Origin of the sequence: Ruegeria atlantica, assembly GCF_013032005.1 — a bacterium.
In the GTDB taxonomy this organism is placed as follows: domain Bacteria; phylum Pseudomonadota; class Alphaproteobacteria; order Rhodobacterales; family Rhodobacteraceae; genus Ruegeria; species Ruegeria atlantica_A.
In genome coordinates, this window is sequence record NZ_WQBE01000001.1 from 495,061 (window position 1) to 516,804 (window position 21,744).

The 21,744-nt window shown below is 55.6% G+C and carries 25 protein-coding genes; 14 read left to right on the plus strand and 11 right to left on the minus strand.

What is annotated here, in order from left to right:
- Position 1 precedes the first annotated feature (1 nt).
- Genes GOX21_RS02400 through GOX21_RS02410 form a run of 3 tightly spaced genes read left to right on the plus strand, consistent with a single transcriptional unit; the run spans position 2 to position 2,534 of the window.
- Positions 2-796 (plus strand): LpxI family protein, encoded by a 795-nt coding sequence (locus GOX21_RS02400; protein ID WP_170375241.1) that lies wholly within the window; start codon positions 2-4, stop codon positions 794-796.
- A complete protein-coding gene (gene lpxB, locus GOX21_RS02405) occupies positions 796-1,953 on the plus strand; it encodes a lipid-A-disaccharide synthase (RefSeq protein ID WP_170375243.1) in 1,158 nt (385 codons plus the stop codon). Before GOX21_RS02400 ends, lpxB begins: the two co-directional genes overlap by 1 nt.
- Entirely contained in the window at positions 1,953-2,534 is a 582-nt protein-coding gene (locus GOX21_RS02410; RefSeq protein WP_170358391.1) for a cadmium resistance transporter, read from the plus strand. The genes lpxB and GOX21_RS02410 overlap by 1 nt, the downstream gene beginning before the upstream one ends.
- On the opposite strand, the gene mnmA is transcribed toward GOX21_RS02410, so the two are convergent.
- A complete protein-coding gene (gene mnmA, locus GOX21_RS02415) occupies positions 2,531-3,676 on the minus strand; it encodes a tRNA 2-thiouridine(34) synthase MnmA (RefSeq protein ID WP_170375245.1) in 1,146 nt (381 codons plus the stop codon). The two genes, GOX21_RS02410 and mnmA, sit on opposite strands and share 4 nt — an antisense overlap.
- A 129-nt stretch (positions 3,677-3,805) precedes the next feature.
- Between mnmA and sciP the strand changes: the two genes are divergently transcribed.
- The 5 genes from sciP (at position 3,806) to GOX21_RS21625 (ending at position 9,465) form a co-directional block, all read left to right on the plus strand.
- The gene (gene sciP / locus GOX21_RS02420; RefSeq protein ID WP_170348650.1) at positions 3,806-4,099 is read left to right on the plus strand and encodes a CtrA inhibitor SciP; all 294 of its coding nucleotides are present in this window, start codon (positions 3,806-3,808) and stop codon (positions 4,097-4,099) included.
- An 82-nt stretch (positions 4,100-4,181) separates the two neighbouring features.
- Positions 4,182-4,898 (plus strand): response regulator transcription factor CtrA, encoded by a 717-nt coding sequence (gene ctrA / locus GOX21_RS02425; protein WP_170348651.1) that lies wholly within the window; start codon positions 4,182-4,184, stop codon positions 4,896-4,898.
- Between the two features lie 119 nt (positions 4,899-5,017).
- Complete coding sequence (gene ligA, locus GOX21_RS02430) at positions 5,018-7,144, plus strand: NAD-dependent DNA ligase LigA (protein ID WP_170375247.1); 2,127 nt, start codon at positions 5,018-5,020, stop codon at positions 7,142-7,144.
- On the plus strand, positions 7,141-9,231 hold the full coding sequence (recG, locus tag GOX21_RS02435; protein ID WP_170375249.1) for an ATP-dependent DNA helicase RecG: 2,091 nt from the start codon (positions 7,141-7,143) through the stop codon (positions 9,229-9,231). Before ligA ends, recG begins: the two co-directional genes overlap by 4 nt.
- Positions 9,232-9,342: 111 nt before the next feature.
- A complete protein-coding gene (locus GOX21_RS21625; RefSeq protein ID WP_264187059.1) occupies positions 9,343-9,465 on the plus strand; it encodes a hypothetical protein in 123 nt (40 codons plus the stop codon).
- A gap of 185 nt (positions 9,466-9,650) precedes the next feature.
- On the opposite strand, the gene GOX21_RS02440 is transcribed toward GOX21_RS21625, so the two are convergent.
- A complete protein-coding gene (locus tag GOX21_RS02440; RefSeq protein ID WP_170348654.1) occupies positions 9,651-10,289 on the minus strand; it encodes a MarC family protein in 639 nt (212 codons plus the stop codon).
- A 59-nt stretch (positions 10,290-10,348) separates the two neighbouring features.
- Positions 10,349-10,801 carry an iron-sulfur cluster assembly scaffold protein gene (locus GOX21_RS02445; protein ID WP_170358399.1) on the minus strand — a complete coding sequence of 151 codons (453 nt, stop codon included), beginning with the start codon at positions 10,799-10,801 and terminating at the stop codon, positions 10,349-10,351.
- 48 nt (positions 10,802-10,849) lie between these two features.
- Between GOX21_RS02445 and hisI the strand changes: the two genes are divergently transcribed.
- Positions 10,850-11,239, plus strand: a complete 390-nt coding sequence (gene hisI / locus GOX21_RS02450; RefSeq protein ID WP_170358401.1) for a phosphoribosyl-AMP cyclohydrolase — start codon at positions 10,850-10,852, stop codon at positions 11,237-11,239.
- 5 nt (positions 11,240-11,244) lie between these two features.
- On the opposite strand, the gene gluQRS is transcribed toward hisI, so the two are convergent.
- From gluQRS to GOX21_RS02470, 4 genes are all read right to left on the minus strand, one after another.
- Complete coding sequence (gene gluQRS / locus GOX21_RS02455) at positions 11,245-12,126, minus strand: tRNA glutamyl-Q(34) synthetase GluQRS (protein WP_170358403.1); 882 nt, start codon at positions 12,124-12,126, stop codon at positions 11,245-11,247.
- On the minus strand, positions 12,123-12,737 hold the full coding sequence (locus GOX21_RS02460; protein ID WP_170348658.1) for a class I SAM-dependent DNA methyltransferase: 615 nt from the start codon (positions 12,735-12,737) through the stop codon (positions 12,123-12,125). Before GOX21_RS02460 ends, gluQRS begins: the two co-directional genes overlap by 4 nt.
- Before the next feature lie 37 nt (positions 12,738-12,774).
- Positions 12,775-14,115 (minus strand): methylenetetrahydrofolate--tRNA-(uracil(54)-C(5))-methyltransferase (FADH(2)-oxidizing) TrmFO, encoded by a 1,341-nt coding sequence (gene trmFO / locus GOX21_RS02465; RefSeq protein ID WP_170348659.1) that lies wholly within the window; start codon positions 14,113-14,115, stop codon positions 12,775-12,777.
- Positions 14,116-14,368: 253 nt separating this feature from the next.
- Complete coding sequence (locus tag GOX21_RS02470; protein ID WP_170348660.1) at positions 14,369-15,154, minus strand: enoyl-CoA hydratase; 786 nt, start codon at positions 15,152-15,154, stop codon at positions 14,369-14,371.
- 58 nt (positions 15,155-15,212) lie between these two features.
- Here GOX21_RS02470 and GOX21_RS02475 point away from each other — a divergent pair, with 58 nt between their 5' ends.
- On the plus strand, positions 15,213-15,656 hold the full coding sequence (locus GOX21_RS02475; protein ID WP_170348661.1) for a PaaI family thioesterase: 444 nt from the start codon (positions 15,213-15,215) through the stop codon (positions 15,654-15,656).
- Positions 15,657-15,712: 56 nt separating this feature from the next.
- On the opposite strand, the gene GOX21_RS02480 is transcribed toward GOX21_RS02475, so the two are convergent.
- A complete protein-coding gene (locus GOX21_RS02480; protein ID WP_170348662.1) occupies positions 15,713-15,940 on the minus strand; it encodes a DUF1127 domain-containing protein in 228 nt (75 codons plus the stop codon).
- Positions 15,941-16,038: 98 nt separating this feature from the next.
- Between GOX21_RS02480 and GOX21_RS02485 the strand changes: the two genes are divergently transcribed.
- On the plus strand, positions 16,039-17,442 hold the full coding sequence (locus GOX21_RS02485; RefSeq protein WP_170375251.1) for a PLP-dependent aminotransferase family protein: 1,404 nt from the start codon (positions 16,039-16,041) through the stop codon (positions 17,440-17,442).
- A gap of 4 nt (positions 17,443-17,446) precedes the next feature.
- On the opposite strand, the gene GOX21_RS02490 is transcribed toward GOX21_RS02485, so the two are convergent.
- Entirely contained in the window at positions 17,447-17,809 is a 363-nt protein-coding gene (locus GOX21_RS02490) for a nuclear transport factor 2 family protein (RefSeq protein WP_170375254.1), read from the minus strand.
- A gap of 237 nt (positions 17,810-18,046) precedes the next feature.
- On the opposite strand from GOX21_RS02490, the gene rplM reads away from it, so the two are divergent.
- The 3 genes from rplM to GOX21_RS02505 all read left to right on the plus strand — a co-directional run bounded on the left by rplM (position 18,047) and on the right by GOX21_RS02505 (position 20,660).
- Positions 18,047-18,505 carry a 50S ribosomal protein L13 gene (gene rplM / locus GOX21_RS02495; protein WP_170348665.1) on the plus strand — a complete coding sequence of 153 codons (459 nt, stop codon included), beginning with the start codon at positions 18,047-18,049 and terminating at the stop codon, positions 18,503-18,505.
- Between the two features lie 6 nt (positions 18,506-18,511).
- Positions 18,512-18,997 carry a 30S ribosomal protein S9 gene (gene rpsI / locus GOX21_RS02500; RefSeq protein WP_039535473.1) on the plus strand — a complete coding sequence of 162 codons (486 nt, stop codon included), beginning with the start codon at positions 18,512-18,514 and terminating at the stop codon, positions 18,995-18,997.
- A gap of 163 nt (positions 18,998-19,160) precedes the next feature.
- Positions 19,161-20,660, plus strand: coding sequence for a site-specific integrase (locus tag GOX21_RS02505; protein ID WP_170375256.1), 1,500 nt, complete (start codon positions 19,161-19,163; stop codon positions 20,658-20,660).
- Here GOX21_RS02505 and GOX21_RS02510 read toward each other — a convergent pair.
- The gene (locus tag GOX21_RS02510; protein ID WP_170375258.1) at positions 20,657-21,229 is read right to left on the minus strand and encodes a tyrosine-type recombinase/integrase; all 573 of its coding nucleotides are present in this window, start codon (positions 21,227-21,229) and stop codon (positions 20,657-20,659) included. The two genes, GOX21_RS02505 and GOX21_RS02510, sit on opposite strands and share 4 nt — an antisense overlap.
- A gap of 149 nt (positions 21,230-21,378) precedes the next feature.
- Complete coding sequence (locus GOX21_RS02515) at positions 21,379-21,675, minus strand: hypothetical protein (protein ID WP_170375260.1); 297 nt, start codon at positions 21,673-21,675, stop codon at positions 21,379-21,381.
- Between the last annotated feature and the right edge of the window lie 69 nt (positions 21,676-21,744).

The following is a 21,744-nucleotide window of genomic DNA, read 5'->3' on the forward strand; positions in this document are numbered from 1 at the left end:
AATGCTGGCATTGATTGCTGGAACAGGCGCATTGCCGGGCGAAGTGGTTGCCCGTCTTTCCGACCGTCCGCTGATCTGCGTGATGGAAGGTTTTACGCCTGACGCTCTGATCGCGGATATCGTCTTTCCATTGGAACAGCTGGGAAGCTTCCTTGCAGATTTGAAAGCGCGCGGCGTGACCCAGATCTGCATGGCTGGCGCGGTGCGCCGTCCCGCTATCGATCCATCGCGGATTGATGCGGCCACGATGCCTCTGGTTCCAGTACTGCAACAGGCGATGATGTCCGGGGATGACGGGGCATTGCGCGCCGTGATCGGCATATTCGAAAACTCTGGACTGACCGTTCGTGCCGCTCACGAAATTGCCCCGGCGTTACTGCCGGAACTAGGTTGCCTTACCGAAACGCAGCCATCCGAGGCTGAACTGTCCGATGCAGACAGGGCAGCGGGTATTCTGCGGGCCATGGGAGCTGCGGATATCGGTCAGGCTTGTGCGGTGTCCAAAGGGCAGGCGCTTGCGGTCGAAAGCATCTACGGCACAGATTGGATGCTGCAATCCTTGACCCAAAGACCGGATGCGGGGGGTGGCGTTTTGTTCAAAGCGCCGAAACCCGATCAGGACCGACGTGCTGACTTGCCGACCATTGGCCCTGGGACCGTTTCTGGTGCGGTGGCAGCTGGGCTGGCGGGTATTGTCATCGAAAAAGGTGGCGTGATCGTGTTGCAACAGGATCGTGTGATCGACGAATGCAACCGTCTGGGCCTGTTTCTGTATGTGCGTGAGCGGGCGATCTGATGCGCGTCTTCCTGGTCGCCGGTGAACCTTCGGGCGACCGTTTGGGCGGCGCCTTGATGGAAGGATTGCGCAGTCTCGTACCCGATATCCAGTTCGATGGCGTTGGCGGACCGCTGATGCAGGCACAGGGTTTGGACAGCCGCTTTCCAATGGCTGAACTGTCGGTGATGGGGCTGGTTGAGGTTTTGCCCAAGTTCTTCCACCTGAAACGCCGGATTTCTGAGACCGCTCAGGCCGTTCTGGATACGCAGCCCGATGTATTGATTACCATCGACAGCCCGGATTTTTCACTGCGCGTCGCCAAGCAGGTAAAAGCGCAGAGTGATATCAGAACGGTGCATTACGTCGCCCCCAGTGTCTGGGCATGGCGCCCCGGGCGCGCGGACAAGATGGCCAAGGTGATCGACCATGTTCTGGCGTTGTTACCATTTGAACCGCCCTATATGGAACGTGCGGGGATGGAGTGTGATTTCGTTGGTCATCCGGTGGCCAGCGAACCGATAGCTTCGGATCAGGATATCCAGGATTTTCGCGCGACCTACGATCTGGGCGACGCACCGATCATACTGGCGCTTCCTGGTTCGCGTGGAGGCGAGATTGAGCGTCTGGCTCCGATCTTTGGTGAGGCGCTGCGCCTTTATCTGAATGAACGGCCGTGCGCACGTATTGTGGTGCCCGCGGTTGCGCATATGGTGGATACCGTCACCGAGCATATGCAAAGCTGGCCCGGAAACCCTGTTGTCGTCGATCCGCGCGAGATGCCTTCGGATCAGGCACAAGCACAAAAGCGGGTCGCGTTTGCGGCGGCAGAGTTGTCACTCGCCGCTTCGGGGACGGTTTCGTTGGAACTGGCCGCGCAATCGACGCCTATGGTGATAGCGTATAATCTGAACTGGCTGACCACTCTGATTGCCAAGCGGATGGTCAAGCTGGATACTGTAACGCTAGTCAATCTGGTGTCCGAGACCCGAACAGTCCCCGAGTGTTTGCTGGATGACTGTCAGCCTGAACAGATAGCAGGGGCGTTGAAACAGGTCGCGGCTGCCCCCGATGCGCAGCGCGATGCCATGACCCTCACGATGGAACGTCTGGGGCGCGGAGGTGAGGCCCCCGGTTTGAGGGCCGCCCGAGCCGTTCTTGATCGGATGACTCCGTAATGCTGGACTTCGTGCTGTTCGGACTGTCCGCCTTTATGGCTCAGATTCTGACCAATCTGGACAATCTGGCGGCGCTGCTGGCGCTATCGCTGGTGTCGGGGGCCAAACGCGCGGTCTTTGGCTTTCTGCTTGCGCAGGGGGTCGTGATCAGCGCAGCGCTTTTGCTGGCGTTGGGGGTTGAGGATGTCGTGCCGCACTGGGCCGGGTATCTGGGTCTGATACCTCTGAGTTTGGGCATCTTAGCCTTGATCCGGCAAAGGCGGGGAACCGAGACTGAAACGCACGCAAATCTGGATACCGGGGCGTCGGTGATCATGGTCACGCTGCTGTTCATCAGCCTGTCGATGGATACGTTTGCCGTCCTTGCGCCTCTGCTGGCCGACTCGGCCCCCACGTTCAGAACGGCTGGTGTTATCGGGGCCGTGTTGGCGGCACTTGGTCTGGCAACCGTTGCGCTGTTAGGGGCCAAAGCGCCGTTCATGAGCGGCACGCTGGCCCGGCGGTTGGAACGGTTGGTTCCCTATGTGATGATTTGCGCCGGGCTCTATATCCTTAGCAACTCGTGGACGGACGCGATTTAGTACCCGCGCCAGATCCAGCCGCCGCCAAAGATACGGCTGCCTTCCGACGCGTAGAACACACAGGCCTGACCGGGTGAGACACCTTCTTCGGGCGTCAACAGCTCAACCTCTGCCGTGGTATTGGACAAAGGTCTTACGATCGCCTCGCGCGGGGGTCGGGTCGAGCGGACCTTAACCAGAACATGCCATTCATCTCGTAAGGTGAAGGGTTCATCCCCAAGCCAATTGATTTCACGCACAGGAATGGTTCGGGTGGCCAGCATCTCTTTGGGGCCAACAACGACTTGTTTCGCATCCACGTCCAGTTTTACGACATATAATGGCTCGCTAAGGCCACCGATGCCCAGACCGCGGCGTTGTCCGATGGTATAGTGGATCACGCCGTTATGCTCCGCCAGAACGCGACCGTCCGCATGCACGATCTCACCGGGTTCTGCCGCACCGGGGCGCAGTTTTTCGATGACGCTGGCATAATTGCCGTTGGGCACGAAGCAGATGTCCTGACTGTCCGGCTTGTCCGCCACGGCCAGCCCGTATTGCGCGGCCATCTCGCGGGTGGCGTCCTTCGAGGGCAGGTGGCCCAGAGGGAAACGCAGGAAATCCAACTGCTCGGGTGTGGTCGAGAACAGGAAGTAGGACTGATCGCGGTTCGCGTCCTCGGCGCTATGCAACTCTGGCCCATTGGGACCCATTTTGCGTTGGATATAGTGACCGGTGGCCATGCAGTCGGCCTCAAGATCCTTGGCGGTCTCCAGCAAATCCTTGAATTTGACCCGTTCGTTGCAGCGGATGCAGGGCACCGGAGTAGCACCTGCCAGATAGCTGTCAGCAAACTCGTCGATCACCGCGTCTTTGAAGATGTTCTCGTAATCCAGAACATAGTGCGGAAATCCGCGTTCCTCGGCCACACGGCGTGCGTCATGGATATCGATCCCCGCACAGCAAGCACCTTTCTTGGCCAGCGCTGCACCATGATCGTAAAGCTGTAGCGTTACACCAACCACGTCATAGCCCTGGTCGGCCAGGTGGGCCGCCACGACAGAGCTGTCTACGCCACCGGACATGGCAACAACCACCCGCGTTTCCGAGGGCGGTTTGGCAAAGCCAAGCGAATTGAGTTGGGTCTCGGCAGCGAGGGCCATGATGATTCCAGTGCGGGTTAAGAAAGACCGGCAGAATATAGGAAAATTCTACACACTCTCAAGGGGCGGTTTCACTCAGCATTAAGTAGGGTGGTGTCAGCTTTGTCGCAGCACGAAGAGGGTCATAAAATGTTTTTGCACAAAGTTGAGGGTCCAAGATCCATAACCCTACCGGATGGAACGGTTCTATCGCGCGCCGATCTGCCGCCAAGGGATACGACACGCTGGGTCGCATCGCGCAAGGCAATCGTCGTGCGGGGAGTAGTTTATGGGCTGATCACACTGTCAGACGCCAAAAAGCGATACGGCCTCAGTGATGAGGAATTTAACGCGTGGGTTGCGGCCGTCGCAGAACACGGCACGGATGCTTTAAAGGTGACCGCATTAAAAAAATATCGACAACCTAAGGGTGAAAGGGAATAAATGATTCAACGGTAACGCCAGATTAACCATTTTTGAGCAGGCTCAATTTGAATTGGTAAATTGACCCGAATTGGAGCAGTAAATGCGTATACTTCTTGTCGAGGATGATCCGACTACGTCCAAAAGCATTGAATTGATGCTGACACACGCAAACCTCAACGTCTATGCAACGGATCTGGGTGAGGAAGGTATCGATCTTGCAAAGCTTTATGACTACGATCTGATCCTGCTGGACTTGAACTTGCCGGACATGAATGGGCATGAAGTCCTGCGGCAACTGCGCATCGCTCGGGTGGAAACACCGATCCTGATCCTGTCAGGCGCAGACGATACGGAAAGCAAAATCAAAGGTTTTGGGTTCGGTGCCGATGATTATATGACCAAGCCTTTCCATCGAGAGGAGCTGGTGGCCCGAATCCATGCCATCATCCGCCGCTCAAAAGGGCATTCGCAATCCATCATCCAGACCGGTCGCGTTGCGGTGAACCTCGATGCCAAAACGGTCGAAGTGGAAGGCAAAGCTGTTCATCTGACCGGTAAGGAATATCAGATGCTTGAGCTGCTGAGCCTACGTAAGGGCACCACGTTGACTAAAGAGATGTTCCTGAACCACCTCTATGGCGGCATGGACGAGCCCGAGTTGAAAATCATCGACGTTTTCATCTGCAAGCTGCGTAAGAAACTCAGCAACGCCACCAGTGGTGAAAATTACATCGAGACAGTTTGGGGCAGGGGCTATGTCCTGCGTGATCCGCAAAGCAACAGTGTTGACGAAACGCGGATGGCGGTTGGGGCCTGATTTGAACATGGCCGCCCGTGGTCCGGGGCGACCGCTTTCACTCACTGAACAGCACGTCTGGACCTGACCATGACCTCGCCCTATCACTGAAGTCCAAGACTAAGTGACAGGGCGAGGCCATGAGCAAATTGATTCCGGTATCTGACCTGACTGAACAGGCCGCGCGCGCTGAGTTGGCGCAATTGGCCGAACAGTTGGCGCGGGCAAACACGCTGTATTACGGCGAAGACGCCCCCGAGATTTCGGACGCCGAATATGATGCGCTCAAGCGTCGAAATGCTGAAATCGAAACGCGGTTTCCGCAACTAAAGCGCGCCGACAGCCCCTCGGATCAAGTCGGCGCTCGCCCGTCTGATGGTTTTTCGAAAGTTACCCATGCTGTTCGCATGATGTCGCTGGGCAATGCGTTCGACGACGAAGACGTGCAGGATTTTGACCGCTCAATCCGAAAGTACCTCGGGTTAGAAGCATCTAAACCTTTGTCTTACACGGCTGAACCTAAAATTGACGGTCTGTCGCTTTCCTTGCGGTATGAGAAGGGCAAATTGGTTCAGGCGGCCACCCGCGGAGACGGCGAAGTTGGTGAAAATGTCACGGCAAATGCCCGGACGATTTCAGATATTCCCCAAACCTTGGAAAATGCGCCCGACATTTTGGAAGTTCGGGGCGAGGTCTACATGTCGCATGAAGACTTCGAAAAGCTGAACGCGCGGCAGGAAGAGGCAGGAGAAAAGCCTTTCGCCAATCCACGAAACGCAGCAGCGGGCTCCTTGCGGCAATTGGATTCGTCCGTCACGCGGGCCCGTCCGTTGCGGTTCTTTGCCTATGCCTGGGGTGAGCTGTCCGAACCGTTGGCAGAAACCCAAATGAAGGCCATTGACCGGTTGCGCAGTCTTGGTTTCGCCACCAATTCCCTGACCCAGCTGTGTGAAACGACGGATCAGATGCTGGCGCATTACCGCGAAATCGAGGCCCAACGATCCACCTTGGGTTATGATATCGACGGCGTCGTCTACAAAGTGAACGATCTGTCCTTGCAGGGGCGTCTGGGGTTCCGCTCCACAACCCCCCGCTGGGCGATTGCGCACAAGTTTCCTGCAGAACTGGCCTGGACCCGACTTGAAGCGATCGACATTCAGGTTGGCCGCACTGGGGCGCTCAGCCCGGTTGCCCGGTTGCACCCGGTCACGGTGGGTGGTGTGGTCGTGTCGAATGCCACCTTGCACAACGAAGATTATATTGCGGGTCGTGACGCCAAAGGTGGTACTATCCGCGACGGCAAGGATATTCGGGTCGGTGATTGGGTGCAGGTATACCGAGCCGGTGATGTGATCCCGAAACTGGCCGATGTCGATATCTCGAAACGACCCGAAGGGGCAGAGCCGTTTCAGTTCCCCAAGACCTGCCCCCAATGCAACAGCGACGCGGTCCGTGAAGAGGGCGACGCAGTGCGCCGCTGTACCGGGGGTGTAATTTGTCCGGCACAGGCGGTGGAAAAGCTGAAGCACTTCGTTTCTCGCAAGGCCTTCGACATCGAAGGTTTGGGCGCCAAGCAGATCGAGATGTTTTACGATGACCCGGATCTGCCAGTCAGAACGCCGGTCGATATTTTCACCCTGCAGACACGCGACGCGGCAAACCTGAACAAACTGGCCAATCGCAAAGGCTGGGGGGCGCAAAGTGCGGGTAACCTGTGGGAGGCCATCGACGAGAAACGCAAAATTCCCTTTGGTCGGCTACTGTTTGCACTGGGCATCCGCCATTTGGGTGAGGCCGCGTCGAACCTGATCGCGACACACTATGGAAACTGGGGTGACTTTGAACGCGCCATTACCTCTGCGGCGGGGTTCGAAGGCCCCGAATGGGACGACTTGTTGGGCGTGGATGGCGTCGGCGAGGTTATGGCCCGCGCTCTCATATCAGCCTTTGCGCAAAAGGCCGAGCGCGCCAGCATTGATGCGCTGGTCGCCCAGCTGGACATACAAGAGGCGAAACGCCCCGACACAGCCGGCAGTCCGGTCGCAGGCAAAACGGTCGTCTTCACGGGCACGCTGGAAATGATGACTCGCGCTGAGGCCAAGGCCCGCGCCGAGGCATTAGGGGCTAAAGTCTCGGGTTCGGTCAGCAAGAAAACAGACATTCTGGTTGCCGGCCCCGGTGCTGGCTCCAAGGCAAAGAAAGCCGCCGAACTGGGTATTGAAACATTGGATGAGGATGGTTGGTTGCAGCTGATCGGAACCGCATGAGCGGGCGCCCAGAAAGCCTGTTTCCTCTGTTCGCGGGGTTGGAAACATTGGATGGGGTTGGGCCGAAGACAGCTCAGGTCTTGACCCAAGCGGGGACGGAGTCGCCGCGCGATGTGCTGTTCAGCCTGCCATATGCCGTCATTGACCGCCGTCGGCGCGATACGATTCAGGGTGTTGACCTGCCGACCACTCTGACAGTTGAAGTGACTGTTGGTACGCACCGGCCCGCCCGCAGTAAGGGCGGCGCTTACCGGGTGCATGTCGAGGATAGCCAGGCAGAATTCCAGTTGGTGTTCTTTCACGCGCGTGGTGACTACCTGAAGCGTATTTTGCCGGAAGGTTCACGGCGGGTGATTTCGGGCAAGCTCGAACTGTTCGATGGCATGGCGCAGATGGTCCACCCGGATCATATGGTGCCTGTGGAAGAGGCGCAGGAAATTCCGGATTTTGAACCGGTGTATCATCTGACTCAGGGGATCACGCAGAAAACGGCCTATAAAGCTGCCCGCAGCGCGTTGGCGCGGGCCCCGGAATTGGCTGAATGGATCGATCCCGCCCTGGTGGCTAAGCAAGGGTGGTCAGCCTGGGCCACTGCAATTGCAGCTGCGCATAACCCGCAGGGGGCAGATGATGTGGCTGCTCATGCTCCGGCACGGGAACGTCTGGCCTATGATGAGTTGTTTGCGCATCAATTGACGTTGGCCTTGGCCCGTCAGCGAGAGCGGAAAGCCCGGGGTCTGGTCAGTGTCGGAACGGGGACTTTGCAGGCCAAGGTTTTTGCCAGCCTGCCATATCAACCTACCAAAGCGCAGTTGCGGGCCATTGACGACATCGCTGGCGATATGGCTTCGGACGCGCGTATGAACCGGTTATTGCAGGGCGACGTGGGTGCGGGCAAGACGCTGGTGGCCTTTATGGCCTTGCTCATCGCGGTCGAGGCCAAAGGCCAGGGCGTCATGATGGCGCCTACCGAAATTCTGGCCCGGCAACATCTGGAGGGATTGCGCCCGTTGGCCGAAGAGGCTGGGGTCGTGCTGGAAATCCTCACTGGCCGGGACAAGGGCGCGGAACGACGTGCAAAGCTGGCGGCGCTGAAGAATGGCGATATTCAAATCCTGGTCGGAACTCACGCGGTATTTCAAAGCGATGTTGAATTCAGGGCGCTCCGGCTGGCGATTGTCGATGAACAACACCGGTTCGGTGTTCGGCAACGAATGGAGTTGTCGGAAAAAGGGCAGGGCGCGGATGTGCTGGTGATGACCGCCACTCCGATCCCTCGCAGTCTGGCCTTGGCGCAATATGGCGATATGGATGTTTCGGTGCTGGACGAAAAACCGCCAGGACGAAAACCTATCAAAACGGCCATCATCAGCACAGATCGTATGGACGATGTCGTTTCGCACCTGCGTCGCGCGATTGATGAAGGGCGCCAGTGCTACTGGGTGTGCCCGTTGGTCGACGAATCCGAAGTTTTAGACCTGACGGCGGCCGAAGAGCGTTTCAAACGTTTGCGCGCCATTCTGGGCGAAGGAGTGGTCGGGTTGGTGCATGGCCAGATGCCATCGGTCGATAAAGATTCTGCCATGAAGGCCTTTCAGGACGGGCAAACCAAGGTACTGGTCGCCACGACCGTGATCGAGGTTGGGGTCAACGTGCCAAATGCCTCAATCATGGTCATAGAGCGCGCTGAGATTTTTGGGCTTGCGCAACTGCACCAGTTGCGCGGTCGCGTTGGGCGGGGTGAGGCGGACTCAACCTGCCTGCTGATGTATCAGCCTCCGCTCAGTGAAGGAGGACGCAAACGATTAGAAGTGCTGCGCGAAACCGAAGACGGGTTTCGCATTTCAGAAACTGATCTGCAGATGCGTGGTGCGGGTGATTTGATCGGGACAGCGCAATCCGGGTTGCCGAAGTTCCGGATTGCGGACCTGGAACGTCAGGCTGGGTTGATGGCAACGGCGCAGACTGATGCCCGTGCGTTACTGTCTGCTGATCCCCGTTTGAAATCGGACCGAGGGCAGGCGGCACGTGTTTTGCTGTGGCTTATGAAACAGGATAAGGCAATCCGTTTGATTTCAGTAGGTTAGAAATTTTGTTCCACTAAGTTCACAAATGTTCTCAAAAAGTTCTTTACCGACTCATCAAAATATGAGAACAAAAGGTCAACAAAGGATTAAATCTCGACCGGAGGTGAGACCATGCTGACCCAGATCAAGACCGCCCTGAGCCGCTCGCAATCGACGATTTTGCAGGATGCTGTGGGGGCCGTGTCTTTGGTGGTCATGCTAATGGTTGCCCTGCACCTGCCCGGAGCGTTCTAAGCCTTTCTGCCTGCGATCTCGTGCCGATCAAACCGCGCTGTCATCCCCATTTCAGTCAAGGGTGACCTGCCTGTCCCAATTCCCTTGAGGGGCCTGCCTCGGCCCCGTGCGGCTATCCGGACCCCACGCGAGACACGCACAACCTGCCGCCGCCCTTTCCGCCCGGAAGGTGCGGCGGTTTTTTCTTATAACTGCCCGGTTTTCATGATCTCAAGAAGCGCGGACAGAACGGAATTCACTGCGACCGAAGCCAAGATCATTCCCATGACCCGGCTGATAATCGCAGCACCCGAAGAACGGATGACACGGATTATCGGGTCCGCCAGCAGCATCAGAACAAACGAAATCAAAATAACGGACAGCATGACCAGCGCCGTAATACCCTGATCCGCGGCGCTGTAACGGTTATTGTCGGTCAGAATGACAATCGCCAGCATAGCACCGGGTGACGCCAGGGATGGTACTGCCAACGGGAAAATCGCCGGATTGGGTTTGTTGGCGGAAATCTCCATTTCCTCTTCAGCTTCATGCTGTTCGACGACTTGTTTGCTTTCGCCAAAGATCATTGTCAGCGCGAAAAGGAACAGGATGATACCACCAGCGACCTGAAACGAATTCAGGCCGATATCCAGCGCCTCGATCAGCAATTGGCCGAAAATCAAAAAGAACAGAAGGACACCAGCGCTGACCAGCGCGGCGAGCAGGGCGGTTTTGCGACGGGCCGCTGCAGTCAGGCCCGCTGTGACGGCTATGAAAACAGGGATTGTGCCAATCGGGTCAATTACGACCCAGAGTGTAACAAAGTGTTCAAGCAATTTTTCCATCCAATCCCCCCGACATCATGCGGGGTGATTAAACCGGATTGCCCGCAAAAATTCCAATGTTATGCGCAATTTGCCTGTTCAGCTTGCCGCATCGCTTCGGCGGTGGCCTCAAGGGCCAGCAGTATCGATGCGTGGCGGTTCTTGTAGTCCCGCGCAGGGATCAGAACTTCGAGCCCATCAAATGGTGCATCAGGTACGGGCCCGTCTTTCTTCAACATGGCGGCCAATTGATCGCACGCAGTTTCCACCTGCGCCCGAGTCGCCCCGATGATGGCACTGCCCACGACTGAGGCCGAAGCCTGGCCCAAGGCACAGGCTTTGACGTCCTGCCCGAACTCCGAGATCTTGCCGTCCTGTATCTTCACATCCACGGTCACCGTCGACCCGCACAGGGGTGAGCGTTTTTTCACCGTAGCATCAGGATTCTCAAGCCGGTCCAGATGCGGAATATCCGCAGCCAGCGCCAGAATGCGGCCGGAATAGAGCTTTATCAGGTCGTTCTCGCCGGACATGGCTTTCCCTCGTTGTCTGTTCCCCATACATAGTGAGCATCTACCGGGATGCAAAAGGTTTTTCTCATGTCTGCCACCGTCGCGTTTGATCCGTCCTCGCTGAAGTTTAATGAGGCCGGGCTGATCCCTGCCATCGCTCAGGATGCAAGCTCGGGCGAAGTGTTGATGATGGCTTGGATGAATATTCAAGCCATTGAGAAGACGTTGGAAACCGGGCGCGTCACATATTGGTCGCGGTCGCGTCAGTCGTTTTGGATCAAGGGCGAAACCTCGGGCCATGTGCAGGAATTGGTGGATTTCCGCTTTGATTGCGACCGCGATTGTTTGCTGGTTCTAGTGCGTCAAACCGGTGCTGCGTGCCATACAAATCGCCGTACCTGTTTCTATACCGCGGTACGAGACGGCGACGAGGTCGAGCTGATGTCACCCATGGAGTGACCGGTTCACAGTCCAACCATCGCCCGGATATCTGCTGGCGACGCCCCCTCGGCCCGGTATTTCGAGATCGCCCGCGCATCGTCACGCTTGGCTAGACGTTTTCCTACGTCGTCGCGGATCAACCGGTGATGAAGGTACTGCGGTGTCGGTAAACCCAGCAAGGCTTGCAGCACAACATGAATACGGGTCGCTTCGAACAGGTCCTGTCCGCGTACAACGTGGGTAATACCCTGTGCGGCGTCGTCCAAGACCACTGACAAGTGATAAGACGTTCCCATATCGCGTCGCGACAGGATAACGTCGCCGATTGTGTCTGTCAGATCGCCTAAAGAAAACGGGATGGTGCCCGTCTCTCCATTTGGTCCCGCGCCGGATTCGTGAAATGCGCCGACTTTTGCACCGGGTTGGGCCGAACCCGTAAGCACGCGGCCTGCAGCGGCCATATCCAATCTCAAAGGAATGTCCGTGGGACGTTGTGTGTCTCGACGTTTGCCATGGCACGTCCCAGGGTAAATGATCCCATCAGGCCCGTGCAGCGGTACACCTTCTTGTGGGGCACTGGCCGCAGCGGCGATATCTTTGCGGTTGCAGGTGCAGGGATAAAGCAGGCCCCGCGACCACAAGTCATCCAATGCTCTGTCATATACTGCCAACCGGTCGGACTGACGCATGATGGGTTCAGGCCAACACAGCTCAAGCCACCGCAGGTCATCATAAATTTGTTCTTCCCAGTGGGCGCGCGATCGAGATTGGTCGATATCCTCGATCCGCAGCAGGAATTGACCGTCTTCAGACCCGGCTAGATCATGGGCGAGCATCGCTGAATACGCATGTCCCAGATGCAACGGCCCTGTGGGAGATGGCGCAAATCGGGTTTTAAATATCACGCTTTTTCAACGATATATACGTCTGACTTAAGGTCCATTCCTGGTAGGTGAGGACCGTATTCCCGAAACAGCAAACGAGCTGCCCCCATATCAAGCCAATCATTCAAGCGTGAAGTGTAAGAGACGTCCTCAAGCGCATGATCATTAAAGGAAAAGCCAAGCAGGCCACCTTCGGGAAGCGCGCGCATCAGCATATCGAAAACCTCGGGCGGTGCTGCGCCAACCCCAATGACACCGATTGCGGTGATCGCCTTGTAGGCTCCTTGATCCAACGGATCGGGATTGGTGATCTCAAAGGTTGAAAGACTTCTATAGACCCCCTTGGCCAGAGCGCCTTCTAGCATCTTCGGAGTTGGATCAACGCCGTCAATCACTTCGAAACCCGCCGCACGCAAGGCTACACCGGACAATCCGGTGCCACAGCCATAATCCAGGATCGGTGTTTGCGGCTCGGGCAGTCTTGACCATAACGCCTCGGCCACCCGCCCGGGGGTCGCATAGCCATGCGCGCCAACCTCGGCATCATAGGAGGACGCCCATTTTTGATAGTGCGCATGCGTCTCTTGCGGGGTGTCCAGATTATAGACGTCTTTGAGGTACTTATCGCTCATACACGGATACTACGCTGCATGAGCCAACAGCGTCCAGTCAACACTGCTCCAGCCAGTTAGTCCACTCGGCCTTGGCGCGATCCGTATAAGCTTTGTAGCGGTCCTTGCGACCGCGCCGACCGCCTTTTAGCCCGTCGACTGGTCGGAATAAGCCGAAATTGACGTTCATGGGCTGAAAAGTCTTGGCCTCGGCCCCGCCGGTGATGTGGTGGATCAGGGCGCCCATGGCGCTGTCCTGCGGAACCTCGGGCAGGGTCCGGCCCAGAATCTCGGCCGCGGCCAGACGACCGGCCAACAGGCCCATCGCCGCGCTTTCGACATAACCTTCGACCCCGGTGATCTGCCCCGCAAAACGGATATTTGGTTTCGATTTCAACCGCATCTGCGCATCCAAAAGCGTCGGAGAGTTGATAAACGTATTGCGGTGAATACCGCCCAACCGCGCAAAGCTGGCGTTTTCCAGACCGGGGATCATACGGAACACTTCGGTCTGCGCGCCATATTTCATCTTGGTTTGAAAGCCGACGATATTGAACAGCGTGCCAAGGGCATTGTCGCGGCGCAGTTGCACCACCGCATGCGGTTTGACGTCAGGCTGATGAGGATTAGTAAGGCCGACCGGCTTCATCGGGCCGTGGCGCAGCGTTTCGCGACCACGCTCTGACATCACCTCGATCGGCAGGCAGCCGTCGAAATACCCCGCCGTTTCGCCTTCGTGAAACTCGGTTTTGTCAGCGGCCAGCAGCGCGTCGATAAATGCCTCATACTGATCGCGGTCCATTGGGCAGTTCAGATAGGCGGTGCGTTCTTCCTCGGTCTCGCCTTTGTCATAGCGCGATTGCATCCAGGCTTTGCTCATATCGATACTGTCGGCATAGACGATCGGGGCAATGGCGTCGAAAAATGCCAGGGACTCTGCACCCGTTTCGGTTCGGATGGAGTCACCCAATGTTGCCGATGTCAAAGGACCGGTGGCAAAGATCCAGTGGCCGTCATCGGGCAGGGCAGTGACTTCTTCCCCTGTAACCTCGATACGCGGATGGGCCTGCAGTTTGGCGGTAACCGCCTCGGCAAAAGGATCGCGGTCTACAGCAAGCGCACCACCCGCGGGCAGCCGGTGCGCGTCCGCCGTTGTCATGATCAGGCCGTTCGCGGCGCGCATTTCCCAATGCAGCAAGCCAACGGCGTTCTGTTCATCATCGTCTGAGCGGAAAGAGTTCGAACACACCATCTCGGCCAGATTGCCAGTTTGGTGCGCAAAGGTGCCAACTTTAGGTCGCATTTCGTGGATCACCACATCTACGCCCATTTCCGCCGCCTGCCAGGCAGCCTCGGACCCGGCCATGCCGCCGCCCACGATATGCAGTTTTTGTGTCATGCGCTGCCACATAGGACAGAGCACCGCACAACGCAACACAGCCCGCTTGGATTAAGGATTTAAGGGAATTTTGGGGTCGCCGCTGCGGGAATGTCGACGCCGGTGAGAGAAACCAGCTTGGAGGGACCTTCCGCCCACGGCGACCCAAAAAGTGTATCTAGAGCCATAGCCCTGTCCCAGCATTGCCACAGTGTCGCCCTTTTGGGAAGTGCAAAATTACGAACAATCGTAAAAATTGTTGACAATAATCGCTTTATTGGTGCCAGTTCGGCGGCCTTTTTTCGATAAATGCGGATATGCCTTCTTCGGTATCGCGATGCAGCATATTCTGCGCCATTACGTCTCCGGTATAGTCATAGGCCTGCTCCAGAGGCATTTCCAGCTGCTTGTAGAAGGCCTGTTTGCCGATTTTCACAGCCGAACCCAATTTGGCCGCAAGCTGATCGGCAAGCGACACGGTTTCATGCTCCAACAGCATTTCGGGCACGACGCGATTGATCAGTCCCAGCTCGGCTGCGGTTTCGGCCGAGATAAAGTCGCCAGTCGTCAGCATCTCGAACGCGCGCTTGCGCGAGATGTTCCGGCTGAGGGCAACCATCGGTGTCGAGCAGAACAAACCGATATTCACACCGTTCACGCCAAACCGCGTACCTTCAGCCGCGACGGCCAGATCGCAGGTGGCGACCAACTGGCATCCCGCAGCGGTGGCGATACCGTGGACCTGTGCGATGACCGGTTGGGGCAGGGACCGGATTGACAGCATCATCTGGGTGCATCTGGCGAACAAGCCCTGGAAATAAGCTTTGCCGCCGTCCTCGGCCTGACGTCCGGCTGTCATCTGTTTCAGATCATGACCCGCACAGAACGCTTTGCCTTCACCGCGCAGGATAACCGCCCGAATCGCGCTGTCATCGCGCAGGCTGTCGAACTCGGATTGCAGGGCAGCCAGCATTTCGTCGCTCAGGGCGTTCAGACGATCGGGCGCGTTCATTGTCAGTGTGGCGACTGCGCCTGTGTCGTTACGTTCCAAAATTGCCATCTTGCCCTCCGTAGCGATGTTGGGCCAACTCTAGGTCGGCAAGTCGAGGAGGGGAAGCATGTCATTGGCCATGAGCCGGGAAGACCTGATGGAATACCTGCGGCAAATCTTCCCACAGGTACATCGGGATTTCGTCGTGGAAAAGCTGGATGAGGACTCGATCGAGATGCGTTTGGTTGTCGAAGATCGCCATCTGCGCCCTGGCGGTACGGTTTCAGGGCCATCCATGTTCGGGCTGGCGGATGTTAGTGTCTATGCGATGATCCTGGCACGCAAGGGACGCCAATCTTTGGCCGTTACCACGAACAGCTCCTTGGATTTTCTAAGAAAACCCGAGGGCGGCAAAGATATTATTGCCCGATGTCGACTGCTAAAGCTGGGACGCAGTCTGGCTGTTGGGGATGTGCTGATGTTTTCAGAAGGGTCGGACAGACCCGTCGCGCGCGCCACGATGACCTATTCATTACCTCCCGAAGGATCGGCCGCGGCGGCCTTCGGATAAAAAAGGCCGGGCGAAGCCCGGCCAGGAAGAGGTCCCATCAAGGGACTGGGGAAAACTCAACCCTGCCAGAATGGGCGGGTGAATTCCTGACGAGCCTGATATCTTGTCAGACCGACATCCTTAAGAAGCCTGTCATCCAGCTTGGACAGATTGAGCCGGCTACGGCGTTGACGTTCCCATTTCGTGACCGTCGCCGCAAACCGCACGGCCAGCGCGGCGATCAGCGGCAGCCGAGGGCTGTCGTTCAGCAGCAAGAGGGCGGGGTTGTGCATCGAGCGTGTCATCAGGGTATCCTTTCAAATTGTATTGACACAAAGTTAAAGTGTTCGGTATATGTACTTGATACATTCAGGATTGTGCCAAAATCAAAGGAAGAATTGTAATGGATACAATTTGGCCGGAATCGCTGCCAAAATCCAAGGGGCCGAAATATACTCTGGTCGCTGATACAATCAGAAAAGCGATTGATAACAAGTTGCTGGAGGTAGGGACAAAGCTGCCCCCAGTGCGTGAATTGGCGTATCGGTTACAAATCACACCGGGCACAGTTGCGCGGGCTTATACGATTCTGACGGATGAGGGATTGTTACACGCCGAGGTCGGACGTGGTACATTTGTCGCCCCGCCCAAATCGCCAATCCTGGATGATGTCTGGGCCCGCCAACTGCATTTGCAAGACAGCAAGTACAACGCCAATGTCAGCCTGTTCAGCCCACGATTGGCGGATGTTGGGCAGGTCTCGCTAATCCGGGAGTGCCTGCAAAAAGTGGCCCAGGCTGATCCGGGTCTATTTTTGAACTACCCGACCCGCGACGCCTATCAACCCATGCGGCAGGCGGTGGTAGAGTGGCTGTCTGACCTACCTTTGGGTGCATTGTCGCATGACGATATTGTGCTGACGCATGGGGGGCAAAATGGGCTGTGCCTTGTGTTTCAAACAATCCTGCGGGGGCCAAAACCGGTCGTTCTGGTCGAAGACCTTTCCTATGCTGGGTTCCGCCGGGCCGGGGAATTGATGCGCGCTGACGTGGTTGGCGTGAAAATGGATAAGTGGGGCGTCGATCCGTCCGCGATGGAACATGTCCTGCGCCAGACACCAGCACAAGCCATCTGCGTTTCACCAGAGGTACAGAATCCGACCGGCGCGCATACACCGCTTGAACGTCGGAAAGAAATTGTCGACGTGGCCCGGCGCTTTGACCTTCAGATCATCGAGGATGATTGTTATCGCATGGGCGACGCTCGTGAACCCAGCTTTCGTGCTTTGGCACCGGAACGGGGGTGGCATGTATCTTCAATCTCGAAAACTCTGACACCTGCGTTGCGTGTTGGGTTTGCCATTGCCCCGCGTGAGCGGAGCGTCGACCTGCGGCGTTCGGCGGAATATGGGTACTTTGGTTTGGCGCAGCCGTTGGCGGAATTGACCAGGTTGCTGCTGTCTGATCCTCGTACGCTGCAGATTGCAAGGGACGTGCGGGTTCGAATGGGTGAATATGTTCGCGTTGCGGTTAACGCCTTGGGCGGGTTCGATTTGAACTGGGCACCGGATGTGCCTTTTGTATGGCTGAACCTGCCTTCGGGCTGGCGCGCCGCAGCCTTCAGCCGTGCAGCTGAACGAGAGGGGATACAACTCCGGTCTGCCGATGAGTTCGCTTTGCGGGACGGACGAGCCCCGAATGCGGTTCGTATCGCCATGAACGGGCATGTGTCCCTGGAACGGTTTGAGGATGCGATGCACAGGTTGCGGCGTCTGCTGGACAATCCGCCGGAACAGATCAGTGTTTGATCGTTCAATTCAGTGGGGCCGGATCACCAAAGAAACCGGCCAAATACGAGATTTTACCCTCGGCATCCAAACGAACAAAATCGTGGCCTGACACAACGATACCGCCATCCGGACCGATCATGTGCCAAGTAAAATGGACAACATCGTGATGGTTGGACGGTTCGCTTGTCAGTTCAACACGTCCACCAGAACTCTGTAGAACTTCGCCAATATGATCGCACAGGTTCACGCGGCCAATCACTTCGGCGGTCGGGTCGACATAGCGACCGTTTTCAGCAAAGCACTTTGTCAAAAGCACAAGGCGCTTATCCGGGTCCGTCTCTTGCCAGGATGCGCCATAGTCAGCGATGGTTTGTTGCCACTCCATGGTAGTCACGCTCCTTGAATCGATTTGCTTATTCAATATAGCGGGCGAGGCGGGGCAGGGGTAAATGGGTTTAATTGTGGGGTAAAATAATACCTATTTTATAACCTATTGATATTACTATATTTAAAAGAGATTAGTGTTGTTGACCTGCGCTGCAGGGGCCTCTAAATACGCTCCATCGAATTCGGGCCGCTCTGATTTGGGGCGGTCTTTCACATCAAACAGGACTATCCTGCCATGAAAACCTTTTCTGCAACACCTGCAGACATCGACAAGAAATGGATCCTGATCGACGCCGAGGGCGTTGTTCTGGGCCGTCTTGCCTCGATCGTCGCCATGCGCCTGCGTGGCAAGCACAAAGCGTCGTTCACCCCGAATATGGACATGGGCGACAACGTCATCGTGATCAACGCTGACAAAATCCAGATGACCGGCAAGAAGCGCGAAGAAAACTTCTACTGGCACACTGGCCACCCGGGCGGCATCAAGTCGCGCACCAAGCAGCAGATCCTCGAGGGTGCACACCCCGAGCGCGTCGTGACCCAAGCGGTCAAGCGTATGCTGCCGGGCAACCGCCTGTCGCGTCAGGTTATGACCAACCTGCGCGTTTACGCCGGTGCCGAGCATCCCCACGAGGCGCAAGCGCCCGAAGTTCTGGACGTTAAGTCCATGAACAAGAAAAACACCCGGAGCTAATGACCGATGGCTGATCAGATCAATACTCTCGAAGAGCTGAGCGCCGTCGCAGGCGTTGAAACCGTGGCCGAAGAAGTCATCGTGCGTGAACCCGTGCGTGACGAGCTGGGCCGCTCCTACGCCACCGGCAAGCGTAAAGACGCTGTTGCCCGCGTTTGGATCAAGCCGGGTTCCGGCAAGGTCACCGTAAACGGCAAGGATCAGGACAAGTACTTTGCTCGTCCCGTTCTGCAGCTGATCCTGCGCCAGCCGTTCCAGGTTGCTGGTGTAGAAGGTGAGTTCGACGTTGTCGCAACCGTCAAAGGCGGTGGCCTGACCGGTCAGGCCGGTGCGGTCAAGCACGGCATCTCGAAAGCGCTGCAACTGTACGATCCGTCGCTGCGTGGCGCACTGAAAGCCGCTGGCTTCCTGACCCGCGATAGCCGCGTTGTAGAACGTAAGAAATACGGTAAGCGCAAAGCGCGTCGTTCGTTCCAGTTCTCCAAGCGCTAACGCAGAACGAGCTAAAAACTCAATTAAATCAAACGTCCGTATTCATTTGCGGGCGTTTTTCTTTGTTAGCAGTTTATTAGCATCGCGTTGAAGTCATTGACGTTTAAAGTTAGCGAAATTAGCATATTTTTAGCGTATAAGGCATGTGTGAAACGGGGTAGTTTTGGCGTTTTACGAGAACAGACAAGAGCATTACGGCGGCGCATTATTGCTGTTTCAGCGTAACTTGTCTGTTGCTGTCCCAAACTCAAAAAGTCATCGCCAGCAAACATGGTACATGCGGCTAAAAATTGCTGGGCATAAAGGCTACATTACACGCAGCACAAAGCTGACGAAGTACGAAGATGCGTATGCGTTTTCACATGCGGAATACTTGCGTTTGCAGCAGGCAGCGCGGATGGGGCACAGCTTAGACGAATACACTTTTGAACAGCATTGGAACGATTGGTACGAACGCAATTTGCGCAACGGCACGTGGAAAGATGAACGTGCGCGCTGGCACAAAATGTACTTCAATCGCTACTTTAAAGACTACTTTTCAAATGCAGACAAAAGCTCAAAGCTGCTTAACGATATTACGTCGCAGTTTGCGGCTGGATATTGGGATTGGCGCAAAGGCTATTGGCAGAGCGAGCAGGCGGAAAAATTACGTGCATACAACCCAAAACGACGCGGCAGCAAAACACGCGGGACTGCAAACGCAAAGTCCACACCTGCCGTAAAAACGCTGTTGATGGAGCAAAGCGCGCTTAATCAAATTTTTTACGATGCGTTTGAGCGTGGGCGGATGCAGCAGGTGTTTAAGATGCGTGTTGCTGAAAAAGATAGGACACCAAACAGGCGTGCTGGCTTTGACAAGGGGCGCGAATACTTGGTGCTAGTGCGAAATTTGCGCAGCTATAGGGATTGCGTGGGCAGGTTTGCTAGCGAAGGATTGAACGCTTGGCACAAAATGCACCGTGCTCAACTGTCCTATTTCATCATGTTTTTGTTGCACAGCGGTTTGCGCGTAGGTGAAGCACGCGAGATGAAGTGGAGCGATGTTAAGCTTGATGAGATTGTGGACGGGAAAGAAGAACACATTGCGGAAGTGCGGGTAAGCAAGGCGACGAAGAAGGGGCAGGCACGGTTTGTGCAAACACAGACTGGCGCAAACAATGCACTAAAAGAGTGGAAAAAAATCTCACCGCACACAAAAGCAAATGACTGGGTTTGGTTTGGGCAAAAGCATGATGCGGATGGCAATGCGACGCAGATTGGCGATTTAAACAAGAGCTTTCAGCAATATCTGCGTGCGATTGATTTTTACGGACGGCAAGATGGGTTGTTGAACGACAGGGATGGTGACAGGCGCAGTTTGTACAGTTTGCGGCATACATACGCGACTTTGCGTTTAGAGAAGGGCGATGTGAGCGTTTACGACTTGGCGCTGAACATGGGCTGTAAGGTGAAGCAGATTGAAACGCATTATAGCCATGTCGTCTCAAAGCAGCGCAGACAGCAAATCACGCGCACTGTGCTAAAAAAGAAAAGCAGCGCAGAAAACGGCGCTGCAATGCAGGATGATGCATTTTTGACGGAAGCAATGCGGCGATACAAGGCTGGTGAGCTTGGCGAACAGGCGTTTTTTGAAATAGCGAAAGCAAGCAAAGCACAAAGCTAAATCAATTCTATCGCATTACGTAGCTTGCTTTCGTTGTAGTCAATATAGCGCTGTGTCGTGCTAATGTCCTTGTGCCGCGCCAGCGCCTGTATCACCCGCACGTTAACACCCTTGTCTGCAAGTTCAGTCAAAAATTGTCTGCGACCACTGTGCGAGCTTGCGCCTTTAATTCCAGCCGCCGCATAAAACCTGGCAAATAAGTTGACGATCGTTTGCGCGCTGAAGCCGCCACGTTTTGCACTGAAAAATAACGGGGCGGTTGGTTTACTGACGTGACGGGCGTAAGCAGCAGCATATGAAGTTAGCGCTTTGTTCAATCGCTTGCTCACAAGCACAGTGCCAGCTTCATCCCCCTTTGTCTGCGTAGCTGCCAAGTAAACTGTGTCACGTACATTACCTTGTTCATCAAACACGTCGCCAATCTTAAGCGCTGCAATCTCACAAGCGCGTAACCCAGCAAAAAAGCTGAATGCAAAAATTGCATGGTTTCTTGCACTGTAGCGATGTGCGTTGATGACTGCGTAAATACGTTTCTGTTCTGCTTGTGTCAGGAGCTTTGCTTGTTTCATGTCTCACCCAAAATGTGTGTTTCTGTCACAAGTCATTGTAAAACCACACATTTTGCAAAACGATCGAAAAAGGCAATAAAGTTAAGTCTTTGTAATCAAATGTCATTCTGTAAGAATGTTAGATATTACGAAGTTTAAAACAAAACGGGTCATGTAGCTGTGTCTGCAATTTCAGCGATCTTGTGTTTGTGTAGTAAGTAGTCGCTCAGTAGCTGTTCTATCTCTGCCAAGCCTCTTTTGCCTTTGCCGTCGCTTCGCTCAACAAGCCGTGTCCGCGTGTAAGCCAAGCAGTTTATCGCAGCGTCCACGCTAAAGTCGTGCCCTGCGTGTTTTTGCCAAGCAAACCAGTTTCTGTTTTTCTTGCACCAAATGCTGCTTAGCTCTTCTGCTGTGTCAATCTCATCAATCTCCAACAGCTTCATGTATGTGTAGTTTATCAATTTCATGTCCGTTAACTCCTGCTCGAAAACTTCGTTTGTTTTGAAGTATTTGGATTTGGCAAAAACTAGGGATTA